Source organism: Rhizobium sp. SG570 (assembly GCF_012275345.1).
Taxonomy (GTDB): Bacteria; Pseudomonadota; Alphaproteobacteria; order Rhizobiales; family Rhizobiaceae; genus Rhizobium; species Rhizobium lusitanum.
Genome location: NZ_JAAZQI010000006.1, coordinates 288,746 through 305,702 on the forward strand (window position 1 = coordinate 288,746; position 16,957 = coordinate 305,702).

Genomic DNA, 16,957 nt, shown 5'->3' on the forward strand with positions numbered 1-16,957 from the left:
TGACGTTTTGATCCGTCATACGCCCTTGTTTCATATCAGCTCTTCGGGCAGGCGTTGTCGGTCGTATAGTCGTGGACCTTGACGGTGCCGCCGATGATATCGGCCTTTGCCTTGTCGACCGCAGCCTTGATTTCCGGCGTCACGAGCGGCTTGTTGTTGTCGTCCATGGCGACGCCGACGCCCTCTTCCTTCAGGCCGAGCTCCTGCGTGCCGGGCGTGAACTTGCCGTTCTTGGCATCGCTGAACGCGTTGTAGACGGCGAGGTCGACGCGCTTGACGACGGAGGTCAGAACGGAGCCCGGATGCAGGTAGTTCTGGTTGCTATCGACGCCGATCGACAGCTTCTTGTTGTCGGCGGCCGTCTGCAGCACGCCGAGGCCGGTCGCGCCGGCAGCCGCGTAAACAACGTCGGCGCCCTGGTCGATCTGGTTCTTGGTGAGCTCGCCGCCGCGGACCGGGTCATTCCAGGCAGCGCCCGTCGTGCCGGTCATGTTCTGGAAGACTTCGATCTTCGGATTGGCAGCGCGTGCGCCCTGCTCGTAGCCACACTCAAACTTGCGGATCAGCGGGATGTCCATGCCGCCGACGAAGCCGACCTTGCCGCTCTTCGAAGACAGCGCAGCCATGACGCCGGCGAGATAGGAGCCTTCGTTTTCCTTGAACTTGACGGAGCGGACGTTCGGCAGATCAAGACTGTCGTCGATCAGCACGAATTCGGTCTTCGGATATTCAGCAGCAACCTTCTGGAGAGCAGAGGTCCACGCGAAAGAAACGGCGATGACCGGATTGAAGCCCTTGCTGGCAAAGTTGCGCAGCGCCTGTTCGCCCTGTGTGTCGCCCGTCGGCTCGAAGTCGCGATAGGCGATGCCGGTTTCCTTCTTGAACTTTTCAGCGCCATTGTAGGCAGCTTCGTTGAAGGACTTGTCGAACTTGCCGCCAGTTCCGTAGACGATTGCCGGCTTGATATCGGCCGCAAGCGCCGTTGCCGACATGGCAGCCAAGGCGAAAAGGGTCAGAAGGGATTTTTTCATGAGTTGCAGCCCTGTTGTTGCTATCTTTGTTGGGTCCTCCCGCAAGCCCGTTGGCCGGACATGTCTGCGGAACCGCCGGCCTCCCCCGAGGCCAAGCTGGCGCATCCTTGCATGGCTGCACGAAAAATTCACGAGAAATTTTTCAGTTGGTAAAGATTTGTGGGAATTGCCAAAAACCCGTCCAAAGGGGCCGATTTTTGAACAATTTCGCTCTCAAACTGCGATTTTATTAGCCAGCGAGGCGGTCGTCGAACGTCCGGCAGCCGTTGGTTCGGCGCTTCGCATTCCCTTTGCAAGACCGCCCGAGGGCGTTCCCGTCACTGCCAAACTCCCCAAAATGGCACAGGTCCCGACGGCTCTTGCATAGCGCTTCAGACACTGAAGCGACCGGCAACCGGCGGCCGCTTGTAGGCGACCATCCAAAGGAGCAGCGCGAGCACCAGGAAAACGGCAAAGGCCGGCTGGAACAGCAACCATTGCATCGCCAGATCATAGAATTGCGGATGGACATAATAGGAGATCATCGAGCGGAGCGTCGCCAGCGACGATGGGCTGACATCGTTCCAGGCATCGCCCATCGGGGTCATCACCACAGCCGATGCCGCGACCGACTGGATGGAATCGATGGTGCCGGCAATGACCGCAACCACCAGCGCGACAAGGCTGGCGAAACGCAGCAGGAAACGCATGAACCCCTCCGGATACTCAATTATCCTCGGCCATACACGTTTGGCCGGTCGCGTTCTTTTTCCGTCCTTCTGTTTAGATAGGTTGAGAATGGGACAAACGCAATGGAGGAGAAGCGCGTAGTTTTTTGTCCAGAAGTCAAAAAACTGTCAGATTCAGGTTGATCCCAGAAAATTCATCGGTATATATCGCGCCGTTCCCACGATAGCTCCTTTATCGGACGCGAAGTGCAGATGGACAGGTGGCCGAGTGGTTTAAGGCGCACGCCTGGAACGCGTGTGTACGTGAAAGCGTACCGTGGGTTCGAATCCCACCTTGTCCGCCATCCAACGCTACAGCGTGATGTAACTCTCTATCCTCCGCAATAACCGGCGATCAGCGTGCGCTCGAGAGCGTGCTCCGCATGGACCTGCGCAGCAGGAGCACCCCGCAAAATTGGAGGGCGCCAATGACCAGCGGCCCCGCGGATCAGCGTATAATGCACGCCGAACGCTGTAAGAATGGCATCGAGATCGGTGCCGTCGAAACCGTCATCCCTCGTCTTTTGATGACCGTTTCCTCGCGGCCGGGTGCAAAATGCAGTTCCCATCCAGCCTGAAACGGCAGCGCTGCGGCCGCTCCGCAAAGATCGCGGCACTGCGGCTCACCGACGATTGGGCCACGCGCCTACTCACGGCATGCACGCGCTCCGCCGAGGAGCTGGCACCGCCGGCACGGGATCTTTTCGAGCATCTGGCAGTAAAGTAACCACAGCGCCCTCTTGGAAAAACGAAGCAGGATCGAATAGGTTCGTTCGCGTTGCTGCCTGGAGGAGGCAGCGCGTTGGGAGGTCAGCATGGAATTTCAGGACGACGGTCTCGATCGATTCGAGGCGGAGGGCGCAGCGCCCTTGCCGCACGCAGAGACGGAAGGACACGTCGATCACGACGGCGCTCGCATATGGTATGCGGCCTACGGCAGCGGCGCCCCGGTGATCCTCCTTCATGGCGGGCTCGGAAACAGCGGTAATTGGGGCTATCAGGTGCCGGCGCTGATCGACGCCGCCCATCGCGTCATCGTCATCGACTGCCGTGGCCACGGTCGCAGTACGCGCGACATGCGACCCTACACCTACGAGCTGATGGCTACCGACGTTCTGGCCGTGATGGACAGGCTGGGGGTCCGAAAAGCCGCCATCGTCGGATGGAGCGACGGCGCCTGTACGGGTCTCATTCTCGCAAGAACCCATCCGGAGCGCGTTGCCGGCGTCTTCTTCTTTGCCTGCAACATGGACCCGAGCGGTACGAAGGAATTCGTGGCCACGCCGGTCATCGACCGCTGCTTTTCCCGCCACACCAAGGATTACACGGCTCTGTCGTCAACACCGGATCAGTTCGATAGCTTCGTTGAGGCTGTCGGCCTGATGCAACGAACGGAGCCGAACTATACCGCCACCGATCTCGCCGATATCGATGTGCCCGTTGCCATCGTGCATAGCGAGCATGACGAGTTCATCAAGCGCCAGCACGCCGATCACCTCGCGCGGCACATCCCCGGCGCGGAATTGATCCTTCTGACCGGCGTCAGCCATTTCGCCCCATTACAGCGACCAGCGCAGTTCAACGCCTCCCTTCTTCCCTTCCTTGCGAGGATTTCGGCCTGATATCAGATTCAGTTGCGCACGTCCGATTGTTGGAATAAATGATGATCATCATCTTATTCGAGACTCCCGAGACCGAATCGCCGCTGACAGGCCCTTCCGCCCCGGGGGAGCAACATCAGCTCCAGGCAGGATAATTTTATGACAGCGACCTTATTTTCACCACTTGCCGTCGGCCCCTATGAACTCGCGCATCGCATCGTCATGGCGCCGCTGACCCGCATGCGGGCGAGCCAGCCGGGCAATGTGCCTTCCGCACTGAACGCCGAATATTATGCGCAGCGTGCCACCCAAGGGGGGCTGATCATTTCCGAAGGCTCGCAGATTTCTCTTGCCGGACAAGGCATGCCGGCAACGCCCGGCATTCACACGGCCGAACAGATCGCCGGCTGGAAGGCGGTAACGGAGGCGGTCCATCGCAAGGGCGGCAGGATCTTCCTGCAGCTCTGGCATGTCGGCCGCATCTCCCATTCCTCGCACCAGCCGGGCGGTGCTCTGCCCATCGCCCCTTCCGCCATCGCCGCCAAGGGACAGGCTTTCACCGCTTCGTTCGAACGCGTGCCCTTCGAGACGCCGCAGGCGATCGACATCGATCTCATGCCGCTGCTGATCGACGTCTATGCGCAGGCGGCTGCCAATGCCAAGCAAGCCGGCTTCGACGGCGTCGAGATCCACGGCGCCAACGGCTATCTGATCGAGCAATTCCTGCAGGCGCGCACCAACCAGCGCGCCGACCAATATGGCGGCTCGATCGAGAATCGCACGCGGCTGCTGCTCGAAGTGGTCGAGGCGGTTTCCGGCGTATGGGGCTCGAACCGTGTCGGCGTCCGCCTTTCGCCCTTCGGCATCGCCAACGATAGCGGCGAGGATGACCCCTTGCGTCTCTACGGCCATGTCATTCGCGAGCTGGACCGGCTGCATCTTGCCTATCTGCATCTGATCGAACCGCGTGCCAGCGGGGCGGGCTTCGCTGAGGTCGACCACAAGAATGTGCCATCGGCGGCGGAGCTGTTTCGCCCTGCCTGGTCGGGCACATTGATCGCAGCCGGAAACTTCCGGCCGGAGACCGCCGAAGCAGCACTTGCCGCCGGGCATGCAGACGCCATCGCCTTCGGCCGGCTGTTTATCGCCAATCCCGACCTGCCGGAACGCATCCGTCGCGGGGCTCCGCTCAATCCCTATCATCGCCCGACCTTCTACGGCGGCGGTGCCGAGGGCTATACCGACTATCCAACGTTCGATGCCAGGGAGGCCGCCGAATGAGCACGCCAAGCGCCGTCATCGTCGGAGTGGGAGCAGAACAGGGATTGGGTGCCGCGCTTTGCCGGCTTCTGGCCGGCAAGGGCTATCATGTCATCATCGCCGGCCGCACACCGGCGAAGATCGACAAGGTCGCCGAGACCATCAAGGCATCCGGCGGCAGCGCCGAGGCCATCGAAACGGACGCAACGGACGAAGCCGCCGTCGTGCGGCTCTTCGAACATGCCTTTGCGCCGCGGGACGGCATCGCGGCGCCCGATTTCATCGTCTTCAACGCCGGCATCAACCGCCCGATCGGCTTTCGCGATCTGACAGCCGCCCAGTTCGAGGAGTTCTGGCGCATCTGCTGCTTCGGCGGCTTCCTCGTCGGGCGCGAGGCGGCCCGCCACCTCGTGCCGCTCGGCCGCGGCACCGTGATCTTCACCGGCGCTTCCGCCAGCCTGCGCGGCAAGGCGGGCTATGCGCAATTCGCCGCCGCCAAGGCGGGCTTAAGAATGATCAGCCAGAGCATGGCGCGGGAATTCGGGCCGCTCGGCCTGCATGTCGCCCACACCATCATCGATGGCGGCATAGACGGAGAGCGGCTGCGTTCCCGGCGGCCTGATATAGACGCCAGCGGCTTGCTCAATATCGACGCCATCGCCGAGAGCTACTGGCATATCCACCGCCAGCATCCCTCGGCCTGGACACAGGAGCTCGACCTGCGTCCCTACAAGGAAAATTTCTGAGGCCGGCAATCGAGGCACAGGCTAGCAATTCCGCGAGAGCGCTTTCGCGATGTTGAGAAATTTCGGCTGCGTGGCATCGCACTCGTTGCGACGCCACGCACTTGTTTCACTTTCAGCGTCAGGGGTTTCGCTGGGGATCGTGAAGGACCATGGAGACGGGCGGGACGGGCTACCGCGATACAGGCGACGAAGTCGGCCGAAAATGCCCCTCGCAGCAGCTCGATCCTTGTCCGCGCCCGAAGGCGGCTCGATCGCCTTCAGGTTTGCCGGATCACCCCAACGATCATTGTAAAGATCCCTGAAGAAATAGTTGGTCAGCATTTGGGTTTGCCTTTTTGAACCGATTCAATCCTATATCGGATTCATTGACTTGAATCGGTTCAATCCTACGCTTGAATGCTCCGTTGTCAAGCGGAATTGAACCGATACAATTTCCTGCTACTGTGCACGGGAACGAAAATGGAGAGGCTATTGGTCAAGGGTACGATCAAGCTTGCGGATGTCGCCAAGGCGGCAGGGGTATCGCAGGGAACCGCATCGAATGTCTTCAGCCGGCCCGACGTGGTGCGCGAGGAGGTGCGCGAGCATGTCCTTAAGACCGCCAGACAGCTCGGTTATGCCGGCCCGAGCCTCACGGGGCGGTTGTTGCGGGCAGGAAAGGTCAATGCGATCGGCGTCGCCGCCGTGGAGCCGCTCGCCTATTTCTTCGACGACCCATGGGCGAGAGCCCTGTTGGCGGCCGTGGCCCAGGTCTGCGATGCCAGCGGCACCGGGCTGGCGCTCGTTTCGGCCAAGGACCGGCAGAAGCTGGACTGGAACATCAAGAGCGCCCTCGTGGACGGCTTCATCCTGTTATGCGTGGAGGGCGGCGAAAAGCTGGTGCAGCTGACGCGCGAGCGGCAATTGCCCTTCATTGCCCTGGCATTGAACGACGATGATCCGTCGGTCGCGTCGATCGGCGTCAACAATGTCGCCGGGGCTGCGACAGCCGCGACGCATCTGGCGGAACTGGGCCACCGGCGCTTTGCCGTGCTTGCCACCGAATTCTCTTACGATCATGTCGGGCCGGTGGGCCTCGGCGAGATCGAGCGGGCTGTTTATTCGACCTCGCGCGATCGTGCCACCGGCTATTGGCAGGCGCTTGAGACATTCGGCATCCGACGCCAGGATGTTCCGATCTACGAGACGGATAACCACAAGACGAGCGTCGAGACGGGTCTCGAATATCTGTTCTCGGCGCCTGAGCCGCCGACCGCCCTCCTCGCAATGTCCGACCATATCGCACTGCTGGCCATGAACTGGCTGCAGGCACGGGGACTTTCCGTTCCAAGGGATGTCTCCATCATCGGCTTCGATGGCGTTCCGGAGGGCGGCATGGTGGAGCCGGGCCTCACGACGATGGCGCAGCCCTTTGACCAGATCGCGCAACGCGCGGTAAGGGCGGTTCTGGACGATGCCATGCCGATCGAGCGCGAGATGATCGACGTCACGCTCATCGTCCGTGGCAGCACGGCGGCGCCGAAGCTATGATGCCGCGACACTATCCGACACAGCGTCTCAGCCCGCTTGCTGCGCGCCGTCGACGGCTGCAGTACGCATCTCCATGAGCTGCCGGGCAGCGGCGGCGGAAGCGTCCCTGTCGCTTGCCACCTGCACGGTCGGGAAGGCGAACTGGATGCCGTTTTCATCGAAGGCCTGCTTGATCAGCGCCAGCGCGCTGCGGCGGATGACAGAGACGTCGTTGGGCTTGGCGGTGAGCGCCAGCCTGATTTCGATCGCGAAATCGCCGAACTGTTCCACGCCCTTCATCTTCAGCGTCTGGATGATGCTCGGCGCCAGTTCAGGATCGTCGAGCAGGCGCTGGCCGATATCCCTGATGATCCGCTTCATCTTCACCAGATCGGTATCATAGGTGACCTTGACGATGATCTTGTCGATCGCCCAGTCGCGATTCATGTTGTTGACCGCGCCGAGCGAACCGAACGGAATGGTCGCCAGCGGTCCGCGCTGGTGACGCAGCTTGACCGAGCGCAGGCTGAATGACTCCACCACGCCCTTGTGGTTGCCGCTTTCTATGTATTCGCCGACCCGGAAGGCATCGTCCCACAGATAGAAGACGCCGCTGATGACGTCCTTGACGATGGTCTGCGCGCCAAAACCGACCGCGACGCCGACGACACCGGCACCGGCGATCAGCGGCCCGATCTGGATGCCGAGCCCCGACAACACCATCATGATGGCGATGATGCCGATGGCAACCGCAAGGATATTGCGGAAGATCGGCAGCAGCGTCTGCAGCCGGGCGCGGCTCGCCTTCATCTCTTCGGAATCGCTGTCGGCGGGCAAGGATTCCATCAGCTTGGCGTCGATATAGGTTTTCATCAGGTGCCAGACGAGATCTGCGACCAGCAGGATGACGATGCCGCTGAGAACACCGCGCGCGATTCGCCCGATGATTGATTCGCTGCTGCTCATCATCGCGTGGGCCTCGACACCCAGCATCCGCCCCAGCCAGAGGGCCGCGAAGGTGATGATCAGTGCCCGCACGCCGCGATCGAGAAGCACGGCTGCCAACTTGCCGGCGCCGAAAATGCCATCGGCCGCATCATGCAGCGCCTCGATGGCACGCGTGGATACCGAGAGAACGCGCGGCAACAGGATCGCATAGATGCCGAGCCAGAGAAGGCCGTCGAAACCGGCGACCCACAGGCACCAGAGGGCCACGAAGAAAATCGTCAATAGCCAGGAAATCGTCTTCGCCCCACGTTCCTCCGGCGCGACGGGCCTTGACCACACGGCCGTCACGGCGATGAGAAACAGGCCGATGCCGAGCGCATAGCTGATGAGATCCCGGGCGCCGACGGAAAATTCGAGAGACGTGACGGCCTGCAGAACTGCCCAACCGCAGGCAAAATAGACAGCAAACAGCGTGCATCGCCGATACCAGTATCTCGCAACACGCCGCCGTTCGGCAATGCGGGCGGTACCGCTGTCCTCGTCCAGAACATCGTTCGTTCGGCGCATGGCGATCAACTCCATCAGCAGTTTGCCGATGGAAATGACGAGCCTGATGGAAACCAGCGCAATGACACAGGCTATGGCGAAGCTTTCGATGGCCGGCGGCCAGTCGAAAGCGAGCAGCGGAACCAGCGTCACCAGGGCGTGAATGATCGCAGGCACCACCCCGCCCAAAAACTGGAACCGGGCAGCCTGCAGCTCGGTCTCGATGCCGGCAGCCCTTTCGGTGCGACGCATGTGCTTGGTGTTGATGAAGCGCGCAACGGCGAGCTCTGCCACAAGTCCCATGAAAAAGAGGATCACGACCTGGATGATAATACGCAGGATACCAACCGCCCTGCCTTCTCTTTCGAGCTTTTCGGATGCCGTCATCACCTCATAAGGCAACGTCATCGCCGCGCCGGATACGACCTCCAGGTGATGCCGAGTATGACCAAGCATGCCGGAGAGGACGGACATCTGGTCACCGTCGGACGTTCCGGGAGCGCTGGCGGCGAGTTGATTGTTCAGCTGGACACCAAGCCATTGCTTGACCTCCGGTTCGTTCATCAGCTGAATGAGTTCGCGAACCTTTTCGGGCGGCGGCGGCGCCGGCTGTGGTGCAGCCGTGTTTTGTGCGAGTGCCGCAAGAGGCGCGGCCAATGCAAAAAGACATAAAAGCAGTGTCCTGATCGACAGCCTGCTACCCCCGACATTCTTCATATGCGCTGCCCTTCCCGCAATCGGGCCGCCGGCCCGTTTTTGCAGACTATACGCCTTTTTTATGCGGGCAAGCAGGCACTTACGCCCATGGCGCGATCGGCGCCGGCGGCATTGCCCCGGAGCGGTTGCCGCGCTAGGTTCTGCGGCAATACCGTTCGGTGCTCGGGGACGCGCGTGTTCAATTTCCTGAAAAAGCTCTTCGGTAAAGGCAAGCAACCCGAGCAGCGGCTCATGGCAACCGAACCGGTGGCCGCCACACCAGTCAAGACGCTCGATCTGAACATTCCAGACGAAGCTTTGCAGGACGAAGCCCGCTTTGCGGCCTATCTGCAGGAACGGCTGCCGTTTTTCGGCGACCTGATCGGGATCGACTACGATGCCGCGGCCGGCAGCCTGACGCTGCACAGCCGCAATGGCGACACGATGACGAAATTCCTGAGCAATGCGTTGCTGGCGCTGCGCGAGAAGCGCGGACAAGCCCGCGCGCAGGCGCTGATGAACTATCTCAACATGACCGAAGTCATGGATGACGGCGGCGAACTCGCCAAGGTCCTGCCGGTCTTGAAGGCGCGCGACTTCGTTGACGTGGCGCGGCAACAGATGATCCAGGCCGTCAAGGACGAACCCGACCCGCCGCAATTCGTCTATCTCGACGAGGCGGAAAACCTGATCAAGCTCTTCGCCGTCAACGGCGAAACCACGGTCAGTTACGTGATGTCGACGGCGCTCGAAAGCTGGGGCATCGACGCCGACGAACTTGCCGTGCTGGCACAGGCCAACCTGCAGAAACTTCTCGACAAGACCGGCGTACGGATCGCCAAGCGCAGCCAGTTTCAATATGTCGAGGTGGACGGCCAGTTCGAATCCAGCATCGCTTTCCTGCCGAATTTCTGGGCGCAGGTGCAGGAGCAATCCGGCGGAGCGGCGCCGATTGCGGCCTTTCTTTCACGCGACAAGGTTTTCTTCACCCATGAAAACGACACCCTGGGCCTGCAGCTGCTGGAGCTGATCAGCGCCGATCTCAGCGAGGTGCCTTACGTTATTTCGCCGGATCAGTATCGTTGGGAGAACGGCAGGTGGACGCTGTTCAAGCGGGTCGCGCCGATAGCGGCAGCTAAGCTCCACTAAAGCGATCAAGCTTTGAACGGAATCGCGCGATCATTCTAGAGCGTTTTGTTTCTTTACGCATTCCAGACGGAAAACTGCTTCGCACTTTTCCTGGAAACGCTCTACACCAGCACTTCGTGATCGATGCGATCTTCTGCGCCGAAGAACTTCAGATAGCGCTCGACTTCCGCGGGCTCGCCTGTCGCCTTCTGCGGATTGTCCGAGAGCTTGACCGCCGGGCGGCCGTTGGCCTCGATGACCTTGCAGACGATGGAAATGGGGCTGAGGCCCTTGAGTTCGGTCGGCGCGCAGCCAGCGAAATCATTGGTAAGATTGGTGCCCCAGCCGAAGCTCATACGGACGCGGCCGTCGAAATGCTTGTAGGTATCGATGATCGCATTGACATCGAGGCCGTCGGAGAAGATCAGCAGCTTCTGGCGCGGATCGCGGCCCATCTTCTTCCACCAGTCGATGATCTTCTCGCCGCCTTCGATGGGCGGCGCGCTGTCGGGACGGAAGCCGGTCCAGTCGGCCACCCATTCCGGTGCATCGCGCAGGAACGAGGCGGTACCGAAGGCATCGGGCAGAACCACCAGAAGGTTGCCGCCATAGAGGCGGTTCCAGTCGCGCAGCACCTTGTAGGGCGCCTTGCCGAGCTCTTCGTCATTCTTGGCGAGAGCGGCTGCGACCATCGGCAGCTCATGTGCGTTGGTACCGACGGCTTCGAGATCGGAATCCATGGCGAGCAGCACGTTGCTCGTGCCGGTGAAAGCATGGGGCACGCCTTCCTTCAGCGCCTCGACGCACCAGCGCTGCCAGAGAAAGCTATGACGACGGCGCGTACCGAAATCGGAGATGCGCAGGTGCGGCAGCTCCCTCAACCGCTCGACCTTTTCCCACATCTTCGCCTTGGCGCGCGCATAGAGCACATCGAGCGTGAATGGACCGAGCGCCTTCAGCGCCGTGCGCGAGCGAAGCTCGTTGATGATGGCGAGCGCCGGGATTTCCCACATGGTCGTTTCCTTCCACGAACCGTGGAAGTCGAGAATATACTGGCCATCGCGCTTCGACAGCTCATAGTCCGGCAGCTGGAAATTCGACAGCCAGGCGAGGAATTCCGGCTCGAAGATCTGGGCGCGGCCGTAGAAGCTGTTACCCGCGAGCCAAATCATCTCCTTCTTGGAGAGCCTGAGCGTGCGGGCGTGATCGAGCTGTTCGCGCAGTTCCCTCTCATCGATCACCTCGGCAAGCCGGACGCTCTTGGTGCGATTGATCAAGGAGAAGGTGGCGTCGACATCCGGATAGAGCTTCCAGATCATCTGGAGCATGAGAAGCTTATAGAAATCCGTATCGATCAGGCTGCGGATGATCGGATCGAGCTTCCAGGTATGGTTATAGACGCGGGTGGCGATATCCGTCTTCGTCATGTCGTTCCTGCCCCGTCTCCTGCGCTCCGGACGTCATGCTTGCCGCCCGCCGACGCGTCGGCACGCGTATGTGGTGCCTGTTATCAAAAAATGTTGAGCGAAAGTCCAGTCACTGAAAGAAAATTGATGCCAAAGCGACCGCACCGCTTTTGAACATGCACGGGCACGGCTGAACTGTGCCCATAGCTGCCCATGCCGAACGATATAGTGGTCGGCAGAGGTCATTCCAGCGGGGCTTAGAGCGGTTTAGCGATTCATGGAATCGCCGAACCGCTCTATCTGTTTATTTTTACGCAATTCCGGACGGAAAACCGCTGCGCACTTTTCCTGGAGTTGCTCTAGTAACCCCGGCCGCGATCCACCAGATGCAGCAGCGGCTCACCGCGTTCGAAGCGGGCGATCTGTTCCTCGACATAGCGGAACAGCGCTCTTTCCTCCGACATGGCGGAATCATGCGGCGTGATGATGACATTTTCCAGACCCCAGAGGGGATCGTCCGCCGCCAAAGGCTCGACTGTAAAGACGTCGAGCGACGCGCCGCCAAGCACGCCAGTCCCGATCGCCGAGGCGATATCGGCCTGGACCTGGCTCTTGCCGCGGCCGGCATTGATGAACACCGGTTTGCCGAGCGCACCGTCGCGTCGGAGCCTGGAAAAGAGCGAGGCGTCGTATAGCCCCGTTGTTTCCGGCGTCAGCGGCAGCAGCCCGACCAGAATATCGGTCCGCGCGAGAAAGGCATCCAGCTCGCCGGCATCGAAGGTTTCCATGCCATCGATCTGTTTCTTGTTGCGGGACCAGCCGATGACGTTGAAACCCATGACCTTCAGCTTGGCGGCGGCATCGCAGCCGAGAACGCCAAGGCCCATGACGCCGACGGTGACATCACCTGCCTCGGGGCCATCCTGCGGAACCCAGACGCGCTGGCGCTGGTTCCTGAAATGCCCCGGAACATCGCGCAGGTGCATAAGGCATTGCATCACGACCCATTCGCTCATGCGCACCGTCAGGCTGCGATCGACGAAGCGGACGATCGGTATGTCCGGCAGGCCGGCAATCGACATCATCGAATCGACACCGGCGCCCCCCGAGAAAATGACCTTGAGATTGGGCGCACGCTCAAAAAGGTCGGCATCCGGCTTCCACAGAAGCGCATAGTCGACATGGCTCAGATCCACACCCTTGCTCGCGGGATCGGCGAGATTGATGCTGCCGCGATCGGCAAAGGCGGTCTTCAGCACTTTGGCGATCATAGCGGGATCGAATTTGAGGTCGACGAGAACGGGGCTTTTGGCCGGCATGGCGATTGTCTTTATTGCTGGATAGTGGCGGTGGGCACCGCCTCGATGTTGAAGGCGGCGGCGAGAAGCGCCTTGGTATAATCCTCTTTCGGCGCGCGGAAAATATCGGCCGAGGTGCCCTGCTCCACGACCTTGCCGAAGCGCATGACGATCAGCTCGTTGGCGAGCGCCTTGACCACCTTCAGGTCGTGGCTGATGAAGAGGTAGGCAAGGTCATGCCGCTTCTGAAGGTCGCGCAGAAGGTCGACCACCTGCGCCTGCACGCTCATGTCGAGCGCCGAGGTCGGCTCGTCGAGCATGACGAAGCGCGGCTTCAGCACCATGGCGCGGGCAATGGCGATGCGCTGACGCTGGCCGCCGGAGAATTCATGCGGGAAACGCCAGCGGGTCAACGGATCGAGGCCGACTTCCTCCAGCGCCCAGCAGACGCGCTTGTCCCGCTCGTCCGCCGAAAGCGACCGCTCATGCACCTTGAGCCCCTCGGCGATGATTTCGCCCACCGACATGCGTGGGCTCAGAGAACCGTAGGGGTCCTGGAAGACGACCTGCAACTGGTTGCGGAGCGGCCGCATCTCGCGGAAGGAATAGCCGGCTATGTCCTTGCCGACGAAGGCGATGCGCCCCTGGGAAGAAATGAGCCGGGCCAGTGCCAGGCCAAGGGTCGTCTTGCCGGAGCCGGATTCGCCGACGACGCCGAGCGTCTGGCCGGCCCGGAGCTTGAGATCGATGCCGTCGACGGCTTTGACGTGATCGACGACCTTGCGCATGAAGCCCGCCTTGATCGGGAACCAGACGCGGATATCGCTGCCTTCCATGACCACGGGCTTGCTGGCATCGCCAAGCGGCGGCTCGCCGCGCGGCTCGGCGGCAAGCAGGTGACGGGTGTATTCATGCTGCGGCCGGGTGAAGACATCCTCCACCGGACCGGTCTCGACGATGTGGCCCTTGGTCATCACGCAGACGCGGTCGGCGAACTTGCGGACGATGCCGAGGTCATGGGTGATGAACAGCATCGACATGCCGTGCACGCCCTTGAGATCCCGCAGCAGCTCTAGGATCTGCGCCTGCACCGTCACATCGAGCGCGGTCGTCGGCTCGTCGGCGATCAGCAGCTCCGGACGGTTGGCGAGCGCCATGGCGATCATCACGCGCTGGCGCTGGCCGCCGGACAGCTCGTGCGGATAGGCCTTGAGACGCTTCTCCGGCTCACGGATACCGACCTGGTTCAGGAGCTCCAGCGTGCGGCTGCGGGCGGCCTGGCCGCTCATGCCCTGATGCAAGGCCAGGATCTCGCCGATCTGCCGTTCGATCGAATGGAGCGGATTGAGCGAGGTCATCGGCTCCTGAAAGATCATCGTGATGTCGTTGCCGCGCACGGCGCGCAGCTCGTTATCCGACGCCTTCAGCATATCCTTGCCCTTGAACAGGATCTCGCCCGAGGGGTGGCTGGCGGCCGGATAGGGCAGCAGCTTCAGGATGGAATTGGCCGACACGGATTTGCCTGAGCCGGATTCGCCGACCAGCGCCAGGACCTCGCCCTTTCTTATATCGAACGAGATGCCATCGACCGCGGTCGAGGTATTTCCGCCCTGGTGGAAGGCGACGGACAGATTGCGGACGGACAGCAGGGGAGTGGAATTCTCGCTCATCGGAACGTCTTCCTCGGATCGAAGGCGTCACGCACGGCCTCGCCGATGAAAATCAGCAGCGACAGCATGATCGACATGGTGAAGAAGGCCGACAGCCCGAGCCATGGAGCCTGCAGGTTGGATTTGCCTTGGGCGATCATCTCACCCAGCGACGGCGAGCCGGGCGGCATGCCAAAGCCTAAGAAATCGAGCGAGGTCAAGGTAGAAATCGAGCCTGACAGGATGAAGGGGACGAAGGTGAGCGTCGCGACCATGGCATTCGGCAGCAGGTGCCGATACATGATGGTGAGGTTGTCGACGCCGAGCGCCCGGGCGGCACGAACATATTCGAAATTGCGCGCCCGCAGGAATTCGGCGCGCACGACGCCGACGAGACCGACCCAGGAAAACAGCAGCAATATGCCGAGAAGGATGAAGAAGCCGGGCGGCAGGACGGACGCGATGATCAGCAGGATATAGAGCACCGGCATCGACGACCAGATCTCGATGAAGCGCTGCATCAACAGGTCGGTCCATCCGCCGAAATAGCCCTGCATCGCGCCGGCGCAGACGCCGACGACAGCCGAGCAGATGGTGAGCACCAGACCGAACAGCACCGATATGCGGAAGCCGTAGATCAGCCGGGCCAGCACATCGCGCGCCTGGTCATCGGTGCCGAGCCAGTTGAAATTGCTCCAGTTGCAGTTCGGGTCGGCAACGCCTCCCGCATAGCCTGAGCAGCGCTGCTCCTTGCTCATCATCCAGAACGGCGGGGTCGGCGCCGACTTTCCTTGGGGAAGGTTGGAATTTGCCGTCTGATAGGAATAGTGGATCGGCGGCCAGAGCATCCAGCCATTGGCATTGATCTCGTCCTGAATGTCCTGCGCGCGGTAATCCGTCTGCGCCAGGAAGCCGCCGAACTTCTCTTCGGGATAATCGACAAAGATCGGCGTCAGGATCTCGCCCTTGTAGGAGACCAGGATCGGCCGGTCGTTGGCGATGAACTCGGCGCCGAGGGTGAGGACGAACAGAACGAGGAAGATCCAGAGCGACCAGTAGCCACGGCGGTTCGCCTTGAAATTCTCCCAGCGGCGCACGTTGGTCGGCGAGAACAGCCCCTTGCGCGGCGGCTTTACCGTCGTCGGGGTTGCCGGAGGGTTGGCTGCATCCATCACACATCCCTCCGTTCGAAGTCGATGCGAGGATCGATCCAGGTGTAGATCAGGTCGGAAACGAGGCCGACGACGAGGCCGAGCAGCGAAAAGATGAAGAGCGTCGCAAACACCACTGGATAGTCGCGCTGGACGACGGAGAGATAGCTGAGGCGGCCGAGGCCATCCAGCGAGAAGATGTTCTCGATCAGCAGCGAACCGGTGAAGAAGGCGGAAATGAAGGCGCCGGGAAAGCCGGCGATGACGATCAGCATGGCGTTGCGGAAGACATGGCCATAGAGCACGCGCCGCTCGCTCAACCCCTTGGCGCGAGCGGTGGTGACATATTGCTTCTTGATTTCCTCGATAAAGGAATTCTTGGTGAGCAGCGTCGTGGTGGCAAAGGCGGCGAGCGACAGCGAAATCAGCGGCAGCACCAGATGCCAGAGATAATCGAGGATCTTCTGCCACCAGTTGAGATCGGCGAAATTGTCGGAGACGAGACCACGCAGCGGGAACCAATCGAAGAAGGAGCCGCCGGCAAACAGCACGATCAGCATGATGCCGAACAGGAAGCTCGGGACGGCATAGCCGATGATGATGATGCCCGAGGTCCAGACATCGAAGGTCGATCCATCCTGCACCGCCTTGCGGATGCCCAGCGGGATTGAGATCGCGTAAGAGAAGATCAGGATCCAGATGCCAAGCGAGATCGACACCGGCAGTTTTTGGCCAATGAGGTCGATGACCGACGTGTTGCGGAAGAAGCTTTCGCCGAAATCGAAGCGGATATAGTTCCACATCATCTGGCCGAAGCGCTCAAGCGGTGGCTTGTCGAAACCGAACTGTTTGTCGAGCTTGGCGATCAGCTCGGGATCGAGCCCCTGCGCGCCGCGATATTTCGAGCCGCTGTCCTCAACCGCCTGCTGCGCGAGCATGTCCGTGCCGCCCGAAAGCCGGCCGGTGGCGTTGTCGCCCTGGCCGGTCAATTGCGCGATGACCTGCTCGACCGGACCGCCCGGCGCAAACTGTACGATGGTGAAGGAAATCGCCATGATGCCGACGATGGTCGGGATCATCAGCAGCAGGCGTCTGAGGATATAGGCGCCCATTAGCCCATTGCTCCCTCGCAGAGGGACATGTCCCGCCTCGCCTCAATCCGTCCGTCGTTCAATTCACATTCCCTTCCGCCGCATACAGACCGGCGCAGTCATTTCAGTTTGAAACTTGCGAATCAGCCTTCGCATTTGGAGGCAGCAAGCCCCCTATTGCAAGAGAGCC

Annotated in this window: 15 protein-coding genes and 1 tRNA gene; 7 read left to right on the plus strand and 9 right to left on the minus strand. The window is 61.1% G+C overall.

The window, feature by feature from the left end:
- Window positions 1-35: 35 nt before the first annotated feature.
- Together FHT28_RS15200 and FHT28_RS15205 are read right to left on the minus strand one after the other, a co-directional pair.
- Complete coding sequence (locus FHT28_RS15200; RefSeq protein WP_037200377.1) at window positions 36-1,031, minus strand: BMP family ABC transporter substrate-binding protein; 996 nt, start codon at window positions 1,029-1,031, stop codon at window positions 36-38.
- Between the two features lie 371 nt (window positions 1,032-1,402).
- On the minus strand, window positions 1,403-1,720 hold the full coding sequence (locus FHT28_RS15205; protein WP_034512015.1) for a hypothetical protein: 318 nt from the start codon (window positions 1,718-1,720) through the stop codon (window positions 1,403-1,405).
- A 233-nt stretch (window positions 1,721-1,953) separates the two neighbouring features.
- On the opposite strand from FHT28_RS15205, the gene FHT28_RS15210 reads away from it, so the two are divergent.
- From FHT28_RS15210 to FHT28_RS15230, 5 genes are all read left to right on the plus strand, one after another.
- A tRNA-Ser gene (locus FHT28_RS15210) sits at window positions 1,954-2,043 on the plus strand.
- Window positions 2,044-2,294: 251 nt separating this feature from the next.
- Window positions 2,295-2,465: a hypothetical protein gene (locus FHT28_RS15215; RefSeq protein ID WP_246704865.1), complete on the plus strand. Its 171-nt coding sequence runs from the start codon at window positions 2,295-2,297 to the stop codon at window positions 2,463-2,465.
- Window positions 2,466-2,553: 88 nt separating this feature from the next.
- The gene (locus FHT28_RS15220; protein ID WP_168596637.1) at window positions 2,554-3,360 is read left to right on the plus strand and encodes an alpha/beta hydrolase; all 807 of its coding nucleotides are present in this window, start codon (window positions 2,554-2,556) and stop codon (window positions 3,358-3,360) included.
- A 138-nt stretch (window positions 3,361-3,498) separates the two neighbouring features.
- Window positions 3,499-4,620, plus strand: coding sequence for an alkene reductase (locus tag FHT28_RS15225; RefSeq protein WP_037200375.1), 1,122 nt, complete (start codon window positions 3,499-3,501; stop codon window positions 4,618-4,620).
- Complete coding sequence (locus FHT28_RS15230) at window positions 4,617-5,345, plus strand: SDR family NAD(P)-dependent oxidoreductase (RefSeq protein WP_168596638.1); 729 nt, start codon at window positions 4,617-4,619, stop codon at window positions 5,343-5,345. Before FHT28_RS15225 ends, FHT28_RS15230 begins: the two co-directional genes overlap by 4 nt.
- A 21-nt stretch (window positions 5,346-5,366) precedes the next feature.
- Here FHT28_RS15230 and FHT28_RS15235 read toward each other — a convergent pair whose 3' ends face one another.
- The gene (locus tag FHT28_RS15235) at window positions 5,367-5,666 is read right to left on the minus strand and encodes a hypothetical protein (protein WP_037200373.1); all 300 of its coding nucleotides are present in this window, start codon (window positions 5,664-5,666) and stop codon (window positions 5,367-5,369) included.
- Window positions 5,667-5,804: 138 nt separating this feature from the next.
- On the opposite strand from FHT28_RS15235, the gene FHT28_RS15240 reads away from it, so the two are divergent.
- Window positions 5,805-6,875, plus strand: coding sequence for a LacI family DNA-binding transcriptional regulator (locus tag FHT28_RS15240; RefSeq protein ID WP_047559940.1), 1,071 nt, complete (start codon window positions 5,805-5,807; stop codon window positions 6,873-6,875).
- A 27-nt stretch (window positions 6,876-6,902) separates the two neighbouring features.
- Here the strand turns inward: FHT28_RS15240 and FHT28_RS15245 are convergent, their stop codons facing one another.
- Window positions 6,903-9,065, minus strand: a complete 2,163-nt coding sequence (locus tag FHT28_RS15245) for a mechanosensitive ion channel family protein (protein WP_168596639.1) — start codon at window positions 9,063-9,065, stop codon at window positions 6,903-6,905.
- 174 nt (window positions 9,066-9,239) lie between these two features.
- On the opposite strand from FHT28_RS15245, the gene FHT28_RS15250 reads away from it, so the two are divergent.
- Complete coding sequence (locus tag FHT28_RS15250; RefSeq protein WP_168596640.1) at window positions 9,240-10,193, plus strand: hypothetical protein; 954 nt, start codon at window positions 9,240-9,242, stop codon at window positions 10,191-10,193.
- 101 nt (window positions 10,194-10,294) lie between these two features.
- On the opposite strand, the gene pncB is transcribed toward FHT28_RS15250, so the two are convergent.
- The 5 genes from pncB to FHT28_RS15275 form a co-directional block, all read right to left on the minus strand.
- Window positions 10,295-11,599 carry a nicotinate phosphoribosyltransferase gene (gene pncB / locus FHT28_RS15255; RefSeq protein WP_168596641.1) on the minus strand — a complete coding sequence of 435 codons (1,305 nt, stop codon included), beginning with the start codon at window positions 11,597-11,599 and terminating at the stop codon, window positions 10,295-10,297.
- Between the two features lie 338 nt (window positions 11,600-11,937).
- Window positions 11,938-12,897, minus strand: coding sequence for a glyoxylate/hydroxypyruvate reductase A (locus FHT28_RS15260; RefSeq protein WP_168596642.1), 960 nt, complete (start codon window positions 12,895-12,897; stop codon window positions 11,938-11,940).
- Between the two features lie 11 nt (window positions 12,898-12,908).
- Window positions 12,909-14,546: an ABC transporter ATP-binding protein gene (locus FHT28_RS15265; protein ID WP_168596643.1), complete on the minus strand. Its 1,638-nt coding sequence runs from the start codon at window positions 14,544-14,546 to the stop codon at window positions 12,909-12,911.
- A complete protein-coding gene (locus tag FHT28_RS15270) occupies window positions 14,543-15,697 on the minus strand; it encodes an ABC transporter permease (protein ID WP_037200364.1) in 1,155 nt (384 codons plus the stop codon). Before FHT28_RS15270 ends, FHT28_RS15265 begins: the two co-directional genes overlap by 4 nt.
- Window positions 15,697-16,788 carry a microcin C ABC transporter permease YejB gene (locus FHT28_RS15275; protein ID WP_037200362.1) on the minus strand — a complete coding sequence of 364 codons (1,092 nt, stop codon included), beginning with the start codon at window positions 16,786-16,788 and terminating at the stop codon, window positions 15,697-15,699. Before FHT28_RS15275 ends, FHT28_RS15270 begins: the two co-directional genes overlap by 1 nt.
- Window positions 16,789-16,957 lie beyond the last annotated feature (169 nt).